This is a genomic window from Shimia sagamensis, assembly GCF_900182745.1.
Taxonomy (GTDB): domain Bacteria; phylum Pseudomonadota; class Alphaproteobacteria; order Rhodobacterales; family Rhodobacteraceae; genus Shimia; species Shimia sagamensis.
In genome coordinates this window covers 341,742-355,566 of record NZ_FXTY01000002.1, presented here as the reverse complement: position 1 = coordinate 355,566, position 13,825 = coordinate 341,742, and the positions used below count along the sequence as shown (strand labels likewise).

At 55.4% G+C, this 13,825-nt stretch carries 14 protein-coding genes; 10 read left to right on the top strand and 4 right to left on the bottom strand.

Going from position 1 to position 13,825, the window contains the following annotated elements:
• Positions 1–26: 26 nt before the first annotated feature.
• The 6 genes from QOL67_RS06155 to QOL67_RS06130 are packed head-to-tail and all read left to right on the top strand — an operon-like array spanning position 27 to position 5,806.
• A complete protein-coding gene (locus QOL67_RS06155) occupies positions 27–1,181 on the top strand; it encodes an LLM class flavin-dependent oxidoreductase (protein ID WP_283425090.1) in 1,155 nt (384 codons plus the stop codon).
• Positions 1,181–2,071: an aldo/keto reductase gene (locus tag QOL67_RS06150; RefSeq protein WP_283425089.1), complete on the top strand. Its 891-nt coding sequence runs from the start codon at positions 1,181–1,183 to the stop codon at positions 2,069–2,071. The genes QOL67_RS06155 and QOL67_RS06150 overlap by 1 nt, the downstream gene beginning before the upstream one ends.
• Positions 2,071–2,595 carry a flavin reductase family protein gene (locus tag QOL67_RS06145; protein ID WP_283425088.1) on the top strand — a complete coding sequence of 175 codons (525 nt, stop codon included), beginning with the start codon at positions 2,071–2,073 and terminating at the stop codon, positions 2,593–2,595. The genes QOL67_RS06150 and QOL67_RS06145 overlap by 1 nt, the downstream gene beginning before the upstream one ends.
• 57 nt (positions 2,596–2,652) lie before the next feature.
• Positions 2,653–3,243 carry a TRAP transporter small permease gene (locus tag QOL67_RS06140; protein ID WP_283425087.1) on the top strand — a complete coding sequence of 197 codons (591 nt, stop codon included), beginning with the start codon at positions 2,653–2,655 and terminating at the stop codon, positions 3,241–3,243.
• Positions 3,243–4,712, top strand: coding sequence for a TRAP transporter large permease (locus QOL67_RS06135; protein ID WP_283425086.1), 1,470 nt, complete (start codon positions 3,243–3,245; stop codon positions 4,710–4,712). Before QOL67_RS06140 ends, QOL67_RS06135 begins: the two co-directional genes overlap by 1 nt.
• 35 nt (positions 4,713–4,747) lie before the next feature.
• Positions 4,748–5,806 (top strand): TRAP transporter substrate-binding protein, encoded by a 1,059-nt coding sequence (locus tag QOL67_RS06130; RefSeq protein ID WP_283425085.1) that lies wholly within the window; start codon positions 4,748–4,750, stop codon positions 5,804–5,806.
• Positions 5,807–5,854: 48 nt separating this feature from the next.
• Here the strand turns inward: QOL67_RS06130 and QOL67_RS06125 are convergent, their stop codons facing one another.
• The gene (locus QOL67_RS06125; RefSeq protein WP_283425464.1) at positions 5,855–6,250 is read right to left on the bottom strand and encodes a tetratricopeptide repeat protein; all 396 of its coding nucleotides are present in this window, start codon (positions 6,248–6,250) and stop codon (positions 5,855–5,857) included.
• A gap of 87 nt (positions 6,251–6,337) precedes the next feature.
• Here QOL67_RS06125 and QOL67_RS06120 point away from each other — a divergent pair, with 87 nt between their 5' ends.
• Positions 6,338–7,657 (top strand): cytochrome-c peroxidase, encoded by a 1,320-nt coding sequence (locus tag QOL67_RS06120; RefSeq protein WP_283425084.1) that lies wholly within the window; start codon positions 6,338–6,340, stop codon positions 7,655–7,657.
• A gap of 946 nt (positions 7,658–8,603) precedes the next feature.
• Here the strand turns inward: QOL67_RS06120 and QOL67_RS06115 are convergent.
• A complete protein-coding gene (locus QOL67_RS06115; RefSeq protein ID WP_283425083.1) occupies positions 8,604–9,410 on the bottom strand; it encodes a M90 family metallopeptidase in 807 nt (268 codons plus the stop codon).
• Between the two features lie 571 nt (positions 9,411–9,981).
• Positions 9,982–10,896 carry a LysR family transcriptional regulator gene (locus QOL67_RS06110; RefSeq protein WP_283425082.1) on the bottom strand — a complete coding sequence of 305 codons (915 nt, stop codon included), beginning with the start codon at positions 10,894–10,896 and terminating at the stop codon, positions 9,982–9,984.
• Between the two features lie 128 nt (positions 10,897–11,024).
• Between QOL67_RS06110 and QOL67_RS06105 the strand changes: the two genes are divergently transcribed.
• Positions 11,025–12,026: an alpha/beta fold hydrolase gene (locus QOL67_RS06105; RefSeq protein WP_283425081.1), complete on the top strand. Its 1,002-nt coding sequence runs from the start codon at positions 11,025–11,027 to the stop codon at positions 12,024–12,026.
• A gap of 153 nt (positions 12,027–12,179) precedes the next feature.
• A complete protein-coding gene (locus tag QOL67_RS06100) occupies positions 12,180–12,794 on the top strand; it encodes a pyridoxamine 5'-phosphate oxidase family protein (RefSeq protein ID WP_283425080.1) in 615 nt (204 codons plus the stop codon).
• 167 nt (positions 12,795–12,961) lie between these two features.
• On the opposite strand, the gene QOL67_RS06095 is transcribed toward QOL67_RS06100, so the two are convergent.
• A complete protein-coding gene (locus tag QOL67_RS06095; RefSeq protein WP_283425079.1) occupies positions 12,962–13,315 on the bottom strand; it encodes a hypothetical protein in 354 nt (117 codons plus the stop codon).
• Between the two features lie 23 nt (positions 13,316–13,338).
• On the opposite strand from QOL67_RS06095, the gene QOL67_RS06090 reads away from it, so the two are divergent.
• Positions 13,339–13,743: a response regulator gene (locus tag QOL67_RS06090; RefSeq protein WP_283425078.1), complete on the top strand. Its 405-nt coding sequence runs from the start codon at positions 13,339–13,341 to the stop codon at positions 13,741–13,743.
• Positions 13,744–13,825 lie beyond the last annotated feature (82 nt).

The following is a 13,825-nucleotide window of genomic DNA, read 5'->3' as shown; positions in this document are numbered from 1 at the left end:
GAAAACGAGATTTTGGGAGGAACTCGATGACCATCGTGCCGGTGACATCTGCTGATCTGGATGCTGTGGAAGTGTCGTGGTTTGCCGCGCTGTGCTCAGACGACTACCAATTTCTTGGCGTGCCAGATGGCGATCTGCGGTCGTCCTGGGCGCATTGCTCGGGCATCGTGAAAGAAGCTGAGGCGCAAGGCTTCCGCAATATTCTGTGCCCGTCTTCTTATCAGGTGGGTCAGGACACGCTGAGCTTCGTGGCAGGCTGCGCGCCGGTCACCAGCAAGATCAACATGCTGGCCGCCGTGCGCTGTGGCGAGATCCAGCCGATCATGCTGGCCCGTACACTGGCGACGTTGGACCACATGTTGGAAGGTCGGCTGACCGTGAACATCATCTCGTCCGACTTTCCCGGTGAAAAGGATGAGAGCAGCTATCGCTACCAGCGCTCGCGTGAAGTTGTCGAGATTCTCAAACAGGCCTGGACCCAAGGCGAGATCAACCACAAAGGTGAGGTCTACAATTTCCAGGGCCTTACAACTGATCCTGTGGTGCCTTATCAGACCGGTGGGCCATTGCTGTATTTTGGTGGCTATTCGCCGGATGCATTGGAACTCTGCGGGCAGCATTGCGACGTCTACCTGATGTGGCCGGAGAAGATGGACGAGCTGGCCGGGCGTATGAAGGCGGTGAACGCGGTGGCGGAACGCTACGGCCGGACACTCGATTATGGTCTGCGCGTGCATGTGATTGTCCGCGACACCGAGGCTGAAGCACGTGAATATGCCGATTACATTGTGTCTAAGCTTGATGACGAGCAGGGGCGTGCCATCCGGGAGCGTGCGCTGGATGCCAAGTCTCTGGGCGTGTCGCATCAGGCAAAGAACCGCGATGTAGCCGACGACGATGGCTTTATCGAACCACATCTCTGGACCGGCGTGGGCCGGGCGCGGTCCGGCTGTGGCGCAGCACTGGTCGGGTCAACCGATCAGGTTTTGTCCAAGCTGGAGGCTTATAAGAAGATGGGGATGCGGGCTTTCGTTTTGTCCGGGTATCCGCATGTGGATGAGGCCAAGCATTTTGGCGCCCGCGTGATGCCAAATCTCAACACGGTATCGCTGCCCCATGCCTATGGGCGAGTGCCGGCATCCACGCCGCAAACTCCCCTTGGTATCGGAGAACGTCGCTGATGAACCGTGTCGAGATCACAAACCGGCTGACCTTCAGCCGTCTGGTATATGGCATGTGGCGTCTGGCCGATGATGCGGACACGTCGCCCGAATACGTGGATGCAAAAATCCAAGCCTGTCTGGACCAAGGGATCACAACCATTGATCAGGCGGACATCTATGGCGATTACGGTGCCGAGGCGGTGCTGGGCGGGGCGCTAAAAGCCAACCCGGCGTTGCGCAATCAGATCGAGATCGTGACAAAGTGCGATATCGTCGCGCCCATCGGGATTTATGCCGACAAGCCGGTCAAATATTACGACACCTCGCGCGCCCACATCGAAGCCTCGGTGAACCGGTCGTTGAGTGAGATGGGGGTGGACCATGTGGATCTTCTGCTGATCCACCGACCCGATCCTTTGATGGATCACAATGAAACCGGGGCGGCGCTGGATGAACTGGTGGCGTCGGGCAAGGTGCGCGCCGTTGGCGTGTCGAATTTCCGCCCTTGGGAGTGGAAGCTTTTGCAGTCTGCCATGAAGACGCCGCTGGCCACCAACCAAATTGAGATTTCGCTGGCAGAATTGTCTCCTTTCACAAATGGGGATTTGGCCTTCCATCAGCAGCATGTCCATCCTGTCATGGCATGGTCACCGCTTGGTGGCGGCAGCCTGATGACCGGAACGGGGGAAGTGGCGGACCGTTTGGATCGTATTGCTGCAGAGCAGGGCGCGGATCGCGCCGCTGTGGCCGTTGCGTTCCTTTTGCGTCATCCGGCCCGTATCCTGCCGGTTTTGGGCTCCAACAACCTTGATCGTATCAAGATGATTTCGAACGCGGAGAAGGTCACACTGGACCGCGAAACTTGGTTCTCTCTCTACGAAGCCGCGCACGGCAAGGAGGTCCCATGATGTCTGCTCACACTGTCGGGGGAAAGCTCAGCTTTGTGCCTGACCCGAACAACACGCGGCTCTTGCGGGATGCGTTTGGACGATTTGCCACCGGGGTGACGATTGTCACGGCGGCTTCGGAAAACGGTCCGGTGGCGATCACCGCCAATAGTTTTTCGTCGGTGTCGTTGACCCCGCCTCTGGTGCTGTGGTCCCCTGACAAGAACTCGCGCCGGTTTCCGCATTTTGAGCGCGCAGATCACTATGCGATCCATGTGTTGTCGGCCGAGCAGGATGATCTTTGCTGGACGGTGGCCAAAGATGCCTTTGGTCTGGCGGATGTGGCGCACCTGGTGAATGACTGGGGTGTGCCCATTCTGGACAATTGCCTCGCACGGTTCGAATGCACTCGGTCCGCGATTTACGAAGGTGGCGATCACGCGATTGTTCTTGGACATGTTGACCGCGCGACCATGCGCGAAGACGGAGATGCACTGACTTTCTACAAGGGCCAAATGGGCCAGATTGCCGCCGTAAAACAATAAGATCGGCGACCTGCATTCTGAAGAGGACAGAATGCTAAACGGGAGGAGAAGAACACGATGAAGGCAGTCTTTGCTGTCTTGAATCTGTTGCGTCCACTGAACTCCGGACTGTTGGCAGTCGGGCGTTGGCTGGGCGTGTTCGCCATAGGCGTGATGGTCGCGGCGATCCTGATCCAAGTTTTCTTTCGTTACGTTCTGGGCAGTGCATTGCCCTGGCCCGACGAAGCCGCCCGTTTCTTTATGCTGTGGATGACAGGTCTGATGGCGCCCACGGCTTTCCGAAATGGCGGCTTTGTGGCGATTGACTTCATTGATGCGGTTATCAAAGGCAAGGCAATGCATCTTCTGCAGTTTGTCTTGTTGTTGATCAGCCTGACGGTGCTGATCGTCGGGGTGCAGATTGGCTACAAAGAGGTCACCGGGCTTGGTGGGCGTTTCACCACTGCGTCTTTGTATCTGCCGACTTCTCTGACGTTTGACGGTTGGTACCGAATACCACGCAGTTGGATGATGCTGTCCCTTCTGGTGGGCATCGTGCTGCTGATCTTAGTGAACATCGAGCTGTTGCTGGAGCGCTTTGTGCGCCTGTTGGGCATGAGCGACCGTTTGCCCACGCGTTCAGGCCTCACCGTCGGAGGGACTGAGTAATGCTGATCTGGTTTCTTCCGCTGTTTTTGTTCCTTCTTCTGGTTGGTCTGCCGGTGTTTTTCTGCCTTCTGGCTGCGCCGGGGGCGTTGCTTTGGTTAAACGGACAAGAACGTGACATCACGTTGCTGTACCGGAATCTCTACAACGGTATGGACAGCTTCCCCTTGATGGCCATTCCGTTTTTCATGTTGGCTGGCGAGCTGATGAACCGGGGTGGGATCACAGTCCGGTTGGTCGAGTTCTCGCAAGCCTTGATGGGGCATCTGCGGGGCGGGCTCGCACAGGTGAACATCCTATCGTCGATCCTGTTTGCAGGGCTGTCTGGTTCGGCGGTGGCGGACACCTCCGCGCTTGGCTCCATGCTGATCCCGGCGATGGAGCGTGAAGGCTACACCCGCAAATTTGCCGCAGCGGTGACCGCCGCCAGTTCTGTCATCGGGCCAATCATTCCGCCTTCGGGCATCATGATCATCTACGCCTATGTAATGGGCGAAAGCGTCGCCGCGTTGTTCCTTGCTGGCATTGTGCCCGGCATTCTGGTGGGGGTGGGCCTGATGGTGATGGTCCGTGTCATGGCCGACAAATACGATCTGCCTGCTGCGCGCCGTGTGACGTTTGAGAACGTTGAGATCGGCGGTTTGGAAAGTTGGGTATCCTTTGTGCTGGTGCGGCTGAACCTCGGACTCTTGCTCGCGCAATTTGCCCCAGCGGCTGACACAACGCTGTCCAAATGGCTGACCTTCCTAGGCGCGGTTCTTCTGGCGCATGGATTGATGCTGGGACTGCGCCGCGTGGTCAGCCCTGAATTCCGCATTGTCTGCAAACGCGCCGTGGTGCCACTGCAGACGCCAATCCTGATCCTTGGGGGCATTTTGGCGGGTGTGTTCACACCGACAGAGGCCGCAGCGGTTGCGGTTGCCTATGCGTTGTTGGTGGGATTCCTGGTGCTGCGGACCATGAAGTTGAAAGACTTGCCGGAGGTTTTCACCCGTGCCGGGATCACGTCCGCTGTGGTGCTGCTGTTGGTGGGCGCGGCCATGTCATTCAAAACAGTGGTCAGCCTCAGCCATGCACCGGAAATTCTTGCCGATTTCATTCTGACCCTTTCAGAAAACCCTCTGATCTTGCTGTTCCTGATCAACCTGCTGCTCTTCGTGGTGGGCATGTTTCTGGACGCAGGTCCGGCGATCATCATCCTTGGCCCCATTTTGGCACCTGTTTTTGATGGACTAGGGGTCGAGTCCATCCACTTTGCGATCATCATGTGCGTGAACCTGACTGTGGGGTTGGCCACGCCTCCCATGGGGCTTGTTCTCTTTGTTGCGGCGTCTGTCTCGCACGAACGGGTGACAACCATCGCGAAAGCCATTTTGCCATTTTTGGCGGTTGAGGTTGCTGTGATCTTCCTGATCACCTTCGTGCCCGCAATCTCTCTGACCATTCCGAAACTAACGGGGTTCTTGAACTGACACTAAAAAACGACGTGCAACAGGAGGAAACACGCATGTTTATGAAACTGGCAAAGACGGTGGCTCTGTCGGCCTTGATGGCTGGCACGGCGCTGACCGCGAGTGCGGCAGACTACACGATCCGCGCAACGGCAAACTCGAACGAAAATGACGAAGACTACGACGGTCTTGTTGTCTTCAAAAACTATGTCGAAGCCGCTTCTAACGGCGCCATCGAGGTCGAGCTTTTTATCGGCACGCAGCTGTGCTCCAACGGGGCCGAATGCCTGCAAGGTGTGGCGGATGGGTCCATCGACGTCTACATCTCGACCTCTGGCGGCGCGTCCGGCCTGTTCCCCTATGTGCAAGTTCTCGACCTGCCGTATCTGATGGCGGATGACCGTGTTGCGGAACATGTGCTGTCAGGTGACTTTACCCGCAAAATGCGTGCCATGGCGCTGGAGGACAGCGGCGATGCAATCCGCCTGATGACCATCGGCAACACTGGTGGCTGGCGCAACTTTGCCAACACCAAACGCCGTGTGGCTGCGCCCGCCGATATGGAAGGTCTGAAGATCCGGACTGTTGTGGCCGATCTGCCGCAGGAGCTTGTGAAAGCGCTTGGCGCCTCACCAACGCCAATCCCGTGGCCTGAACTGTTCACCAGTTTCCAGACTGGTGTTGTTGAAGGCTCCAAGAACGGCATCACCGACATCATGGGCATGAAGTTCCCAGATGCGGGCCTGCAGTATGTAACCTTGGATGGCCACGCCTACATGGGGGCTCTGTGGTGGATGTCGAACCAGAGTTTCATGGACATGCCAGAAGACATGCGCCGCGTGGTGGTGGATGGGTTCTATGCCCTGCAACAGGCCACCTTTGCATCGCCAAAGCGTAAGTCGATCCAGGCCTATGAAGACTTTGTTGCCGGTGGCGGAGACCTGTATGTTCCAACCCCAGCAGAGAAAGACGCGTTCAAACAGGCGGCTTCCCCAGTGTATGACTGGTTCAAGTCCAACGTGACCCGTGGCGATGAGGTGTTCACCGCATTGACCGATGCAGTTGCCGCAGCAGAAGCGGACGTAAACGGCGCGCGTGACGCAGACCTGAACTAAGCACAAGCGGCGCGGGGGGCAGACCCTTGCGCCGTTTTTGTCCGGACGTCACCGGAACGGATACATCCACACGCGGTAGTCCTCGACCAGAATATGCGCTTTATCAATTTCTTCCTTGGTCATTTTTTTCACAACCTCTTCAAGGCTGATCGCCGCGTCGGGGTCGCCGCCGATCGCCGAAAGCGTGTACCACATATAGGCCCGGACCAAATCCGGCGCGGGCATGCCGCGCCCGACCTCATAGTACCACCCAATTCCGGATTGCGCGCCGGGGTGGCCCTTCATGGCGCTGCGCAGATACCATTCAAACGCGCGTTGATCGTCGCGCTCAACGCCAAGCCCCATCGCATACATCACGCCGATCAACTCCTCGGCGTCAGCATTGCCCGACCGGGCCGCCGGCCACATCGCTTCACGCGCGGCTTCAAAATCCCCGGCCTCCATAAGATCGCGCGCGGCTTCAATCTCGGCGAGGCCAAATTGGGTCGTTCCCACGACCAACGCCGCCGCCAGAAGAAGCTTTTTTGTGGGGTGTCGCATGCGCTCTCCGTGATCCTGTTTGCCGCCCCGTCCTTCGCCGAATTGCCTGCGTTGCCAACACCACTGACCGCCAGTGACTTCATGGATGTGGACGCCGAAAAGGCGGAACTAGGACGCCTGTTATTTTACGACAAGATCCTGTCCGGGAACAGGAATATCAGCTGTGGAACCTGCCATCATCCGCGATTTGGAACATCTGACGGATTGTCACTTGGATTGGGCGAAGGCGGGCACGGTCTTGGACCGGATCGGGTTTCGGATGTGGGCGCAAACAAGGTCCAAAAACGTATTCCGCGCAATGCGCCTGCGCTATGGAACTTGGGCGCAAAGACTATTGATACACTGATGCATGACGGCCGCGTTAGTGTGGACCCCATATTTGGAAATGGCTTCAACACGCCCGCAGAAGAGTGGCTTCCCGATGGGCTAAAGTCAGTTCTGGCAGCGCAGGCGCTTTTCCCCATGACATCCGGTTTTGAGATGGCTGGAAATGTCGGTGAAAATGAGGTTGTGGGAGCGACGCGGGATCGCATTGATGCCGGGTGGCCAATCATCGCCAAACGGGTCAGAACGCTCCCCGACTATGGTGTCCGTTTTGTCTCTGCATTCAACGAAATAGACGTGGCCGAAGAGGTGACGATTGTCCAAATCGCGGACACCTTGGCGCATTTTATGGTGCAAGATTTTACGTCCTTTGACAGTCCATTTGATGCCTATTTGGCTGGTGATGATCAGGCTCTGTCGGCGATGCAAATCCAAGGAATGGATCTGTTTTTTGGCAATGCAGGGTGTAGCAACTGCCATTCCGGAAACCTGTTTTCAGATCAGCAGTTTCATGCTTTGGGGTTGCCCGCATTTGGCCCCGGAAGGACGCGAAAGTTCGATCCTTATGCGCGGGATGTCGGGCGTATGGGTGAAACCGATGACCTTGCCGATGCTTATCGCTTTCGGACGCCTATGTTGAGAAATGTAGCGATTACAGCGCCCTATGGGCACAACGGCGCCTACCCAACCTTGGAGCGCATGATCCTTCATCACTTTGATCCCCCAGGAGAACGTGCCAAGTGGAAAGGGACTGATCTGACGCTGCCCGACGTGCCTTGGTTAAGTCGTATCGATTTTGTCATCCAGCAAGACCGTATCGAAATGGCGCGGCATGCCAAACACCGTGACATTCACATTCCGCCCCGCAGCGACGCAGAAATCGCGGCTCTGGTTGCATTCCTCAAAAGCCTGACGGGTTCGGCAGCTGAGGCTGTTGAAAGCCGGATTCCTGAGCAGGTTCCCAGCGGTCTGAGAGTGGATCGGTAAAAAGGTCGAATGCCTAAAGAATGCCGCGCGCCTGGCCTGCCTAAGTCCGGCATCATTATGCAATTTCTAGAGGAACGTTTTGCCCGACGGAATCATTTTCCAGGCACCTCAACTTTGATGGCTTGCAATCGCAGGCCGAAGAAGGCGTTTTGTGTGTCTCAAGCCGAGGAGAGGCAAACTCCAAAGAAGTTCATGTTCAAAGCGTTTGAGATGGGTGGATAGAGCACAGGTCACGGGGGGCAGTTTGCTGCTGACAAATCTAGGGACTTGGGAGCTGGACGGCGACCGCTCGACCAACGCACCGGTGGTTACAGTTGGAATGCTTGGCTTGGGTGGGCGAATTGGCTCAACGTCATGCCGCCAGGCTTCGGTATAGAGTCAACTCACAAAATTTGCAGGAGGTTTGTGAAGCAGCGAACACGCATTCTACAGTGATCTCATTCGCTGTCGTTTCCAAGGTTCGTTACTAATTGAAACACCTTTTTCGTCTTTGCCAACGGAGGATGACCGGTTTCCAGACGGTTTGAAGGAAGCCAATACCCCTTTGTGCCAGGGCTGCCGTTAGCCCGCCATGACGCGAACGCTGGTTGCAGGCCAAAAACGACATTTGGGCTAATCTGTGTGAAGGTCGGGTAAGTCCGCAGTGCTGCCCTCGAACCCCAAAACTTCGCCGCAACTCTCACCAATGACCGCTTCTAATGCGGCATCACAGCGAACGTGGGCTGTGTTCCGAGGCCGGAAGGCGGACTTTGCATAGGGTGCTATCTGCGCATTGCTGACCTTGATGCTCATCGCAGCATGTAGGTTCCGCTCTGATAGGGTTTGAATGTCCGCTTTGGCCACGGCGAAGCTGAGCCCTCGCGACTGCAGAGAACGGCAGCTGTCCGCCCTTTCAAAATAGATCAGCCTCAGAGCTGCCAACCACCCCGCAATTGCATTGGCCCATTCACCACGAGGATGGGTCTAGCTGGAACAACAATGACAACTGTTCATAGACGCTTGGCTCTTCTCGCTTGAGGGATGCAGGTCTTTCAAAAAAAACCTCAACGGATACAGCAAAGAATTCTTCATAACCTTCCGCACCATAGTGGTCGATCACGGTCTTACGCCCCTTTTGAACAAGCTGGACGTGCTTTTTAAATGCTGTTTCGAACACTTGAACCCAATCCGAGTACTTTTGATTTGGCCCGAGGTTTGGCACCCCATCTGTACGTCCTGACAGGTCATCGATTTGATGGGCGAACTCATGGAATACAACATTGTGACCATCCGTGTCGTTTGCCGCCCCTTGCTGGGAGTGCGACCAGGACAGGATAACAGGTCCTCGAGACCAGCTTTCCCCGGTTCGAACGATTTCGCGTTCGATCACGACATAGCCATTGTGCTGTGTTTGCCTCGATTTGAAAGCACCGGGGTAGACGAGAATGGTCGTAAGATGATCATACCAAATTTCGGTATTAACAACTAAGAGACAGGCCTGCGCGGCTATGGAAACTTTCATTTCCTCGGTAATTTCAAGCCTATTGCATCCGTCGAATTCCACCTGATCTAGAAACCGGTTGATCTTGCCTTCCAGTTTAGTGCGCAGGTCCATGGGCAGTTTGGCAGTAATTGGGACCTGTTCCTCCACAATTGCACGATGGTCCGCAGACATGGGTTGAGACAGAAGCCTATGCAGGCGCTGGCGACTTGCCCAGTATCTGACCATCAAAGCGATGGCACCTAGGGCTAATACAAAAAAGAAGACTATCATCTGTGTGAACCCCAATCTGCACAATACCGCCCCCGACATAGGCGAAAATGAGTTGAGACAGAACCGTGCAAAGCCAAGAACCCGAATTCAGTCAACACTCGGACCAGTGAACGTTCGACACTCGGCGGGCTTTCGCGTGGTCAATACATTGAAGGTTCTCAGCTTCGAAACGGAAGCGCTTAAACTACCCCCAGCGGTCTGCCTGAATTTGCAGCAAATGCGAGGATCACACCTCACAAGCGCAGAAATGGCCTCGGCTGTCAAATGGCTCATTCTGGCGAGCTGCGCGCCCAACAAGGGCTGCTATGCGCAGAAAGCGCCCTTTGCATAGTTTGACAACCTGGCAGACCGCACAGCCCGCGAACGGCCCATTGCCGGCATTCATCTGGTGCGACTTGGCCGCAGTGCAGCTTCACCAAACCAGACATTCGTGCATTGAACACCATTTTTGGAGGGTGAAGGTCAGCAGTGCGGACCAAATCTGCCATCCGGAACGTGAATTGCAACAGCTGCTTTACGGGATGTGATGCTGTTTCGACTGTCGCGATCAGATGAGTCGCCTGAGGTTCCACTAACTCAGCGCAAGTTCTGACTGCCCAATAGCATCGGTTAGCCGGTCCGCTGCGAAATCCACAAACGACCGCACCTTTGGGGCAACGATTTTGCTTTGCGGATACACAAGATGGATAGGCTCCGCAGGCGGCAGGTAATCGACCAGCACGGGCGCAAGCTGGCCGGAACGGATTTCGTCGGCGACCATGTATGACAAGGCCATTGTTATCCCCTCACCAGCGGTCGCGGCCGTCAGTGCCGTGGTTGCATCATTCACCTCAAACCGGGGGTGCAATTGGACGTGACCCCGTGATTTGCCGTGCTTGTAGTGCCAGTCATGGATCGACATGATCCCGGTGAACCCGATGATCGAATGCAGCTTTAGTTCCGATGGATCATTCGGAGTGCCGCGGCGATCCAGATATTCCGGGCTGGCGACAAAAAGACGACGTACAACGCCCAGACGCTTTGCCATGAGGTTGGAATCCGGCAATTCACCAATTCTAATGGCGACATCAATTCCTTCTTCGACAATGTTCGTCACCCGGTCGACCGCGACCAATGACACTGAAATCCGTGGATGCGAAGCGAGGAAAGATCGAATGACTGGCGCTGCGATCATTCGACTGAAGGCCAACGACGCCGAAACAGTCAAATGACCCTGCGCCACGCCTTCTTCGCCGACCGCCAGTTTTTCGGCTGACTCGATCTCGACTAGGAGCTGGCGGGCTGCAATCAAAAACCGCGTTCCGGCATCAGTAAGTGTCAATTGACGGGTGGATCGCGTCAGCAACTGAACGCCCAACCTTTCTTCCAGTGCATTCATTGCCCGCGTCACAGCCGGTGGCGACATGCGAAGCCGGTTGGCGGCCTGCACAAAACTGCCGGTGTCATTGATGGCAGCAAAAACTTCCATTTGCTGGATGCGATCCATTTATTCCACTTTTTGCAACAATGAATTCATAATTATCATTATTCTTCCACCATTGGAAGGTCATTATCTGTTGCTCACACGCCGCCGCAACACACCCTGTAACGCGGCCCATATCGAAGGATACAGAAATGAAAACGAACTTGATCACGCCTCCCCTTTTGTCCGGCCTTATCGCGTTGGCGCTGCTGGTGCCGCACGCATCACCAACCTTCGCAGAAGACTCTGCAACAACCGCAGCTGCGCTCAGCGGGATTGCCCACGACGCCGTGCGCTACAACACTGTCGACATTGATGGGCAGGAGATCTTCTACCGCGAAGCTGGTAATGAAAATGCGCCTACTTTGCTGTTGTTGCACGGTTTCCCAACGTCCTCACAGCAGTATCGCAATCTCATTCCCGAACTGGCGGACAGCTATCACGTGATTGCCCCAGATTATCCCGGATTTGGGCGCAGTGCGATGCCTGATCCCAGCGAATTTGAATACAGCTTTGCCAACTATGCAGCTTTAATGGACGGCTTTACCGACGCTTTGGATCTGACATCCTATAGCCTTTACGTGATGGATTACGGCGCACCGGTCGGATACCGCCTGGCCCTGAAAGAGCCACAGGCAATCGAGGCGCTGATCATTCAAAATGGCAACGCCTATGAAGAAGGCCTACTGGAGTTCTGGGATGTGTTTCGCACCTACTGGACTGATGCGACCGATGAAAATCGTGAGTCTTTGCGCGGCTTCCTGAATGTCGGCGCAACCGAATGGCAGTACACCCATGGGGTGCCCGACACCCACCTAAGCCGTGTCAGCCCTGATGCGTGGATGCTGGATCAAACGTATCTTGATCGGCCCGGAAACCAGGAAATCCAACTGGACCTGTTTTATGATTACCGCACAAACGTCGATCTCTATCCGGATTTCCAGGAATTCTTCCGTGCGTATCAACCTCCCACGTTGATCGTCTGGGGCGAGAACGACCACATCTTCCCAGCCGAAGGGGCAACACCGTACCTGCGTGATCTACCGAATGCGGAACTGCATCTGATTGACGCCGGTCACTTCATCCTTGAATCCCACGGCGCTGAGGTTGCGGCTACCATCCGGACATTCCTGTCCAAGAACAAGACCAACTAAGCCAATTCGGTGCAGGGGCCACCCTGCACCGTTTCGCCAGCCCAAATGATGCGCGCCTAATCAAAAGTGCGCGCAATCCTTGGTGGCTGTTTGTCCAGCCGGGGGTGTCAGATCTCGGCCTGAAATATCTGCTACTCAAAAAGGGTCCGTCAAATGGGACACAAATTCGCCGAACTCGCCTTCACGGGCGCCGTGAAAAACATCCAGTCCGACCAAGGGTCGCGCAATTCACATGCGCGAATGGAAGTTGGTGACGACTACAACTACGTTCTGGGCCCAAACGAAGCCCAATTCATTGCCGCGCGCGACAGCTTTTACATGGCGACGGTCAGCGAAACGGGCTGGCCCTATGTGCAACATCGCGGTGGTCCGGTTGGATTTGTGAAGATTCTGGACGACAAAACGCTGGGGTTTGCTGACTTTCGGGGCATCCGGCAATATGTAAGTATGGGAAACATAAGCCAGAACGACCGTGTGTCGCTATTCTTTATGGACTACCCAAACAAAACCCGCCTCAAACTTCTGGGCAGGGTTCAAACGCTGGGTGCCTCTGAGCTGGACACACAACAAAAACTGTCACTGGGCGACCGCTATAAGGCGCGGGTAGAACGGGGATTGCTGATAACTGTCGAGGCATTCGACTGGAACTGCCCGCAACACATCACACCCCGGTTCACGAGTGCGGAAGCTGACTATGAAGTGTCATCGCTGCAAACCACAATATTGGAACTCAAAGCAAAACTGAGGGCAAAAAACGCACGAAACTGAGTACACAGGTCAATGCAGCATCGCGGACATTGGTGCATTCCGCAGCATCCGTCGCTTTGGGCTTATTCTGTTGATAAACTCGGTGTTTGGCCATTTGAACGCATATCGTCGGAACACTGTCCCGCAGGAATGCCATTCTGAGAATGCTGTTTGCCAGCGGTGCGATCTCAAAATACTTGTTCTAATTTGTCGCGGCGTTTTTTGGCAAGCGAGTTTTTCAGCAGAATAGGCTCAAAGCGGCCTTGCGGCGCTGCAGCAACATGTTTGCAGCGAGATCGGGCCCAACAATGGTTGTCCGATGGCAGCAGCCAGCCCGAAGCGGACCTGTGAAATGAGTCTTTCAGAGAAAAACCGCTCGGTGGTTCCAACAACAAAGGAAACGTAGTTTCCTCGGTCCCTTCAACGCTGAAGTTCTGCTGCTTGCTGTAGTGGTGCACAAGCATTGGAAAACGAAACTGGCCTTGGATCGGTTCGATGAGTTGCTTTTTGTCGGGGATTGGGTAGGCTTGGATTTGTCTCATCCCAACTAACTAGGATTGCCCGGATGCAAAAAGTGTACATCGCGGACGATAATGTAGAGTTTGCGGAGTATTTGGCACATGTTGCAACCCGGCATGGGTGGGACGCCGAGATTTGCAGCAATGGCATCAAACTTTTGGAAGGACTGCAAGAAGGCGACGAGCCAGCTTTGCTGCTTGTTGACATTAACATGCCACAGATGGACGGGATCGAAGTTATCTCCGGGCTAGCCGCGCTCAACCGACCCTTGCGTTTGCGCTTTATGACGGGCGGTGGGGCGCCATCCATGGAAGCGGCAAAATTGATTGCCCAAGCACGAGATATTGATGTCGGTGACAGCATGCACAAGCCGCTGTCTCGTGACCTTCTGAAAGACGTGTTACAAACGGAAGCCGGCACGTTGGCTCAGATGCAAGCGCAATCCTTATGATGCCTCAACCGTTGTTGGCGACGTCATCTGCCAACTGCAGGACACAAGCGGTTGGCCATGGTTCGCGCGGACTTTTGAATCG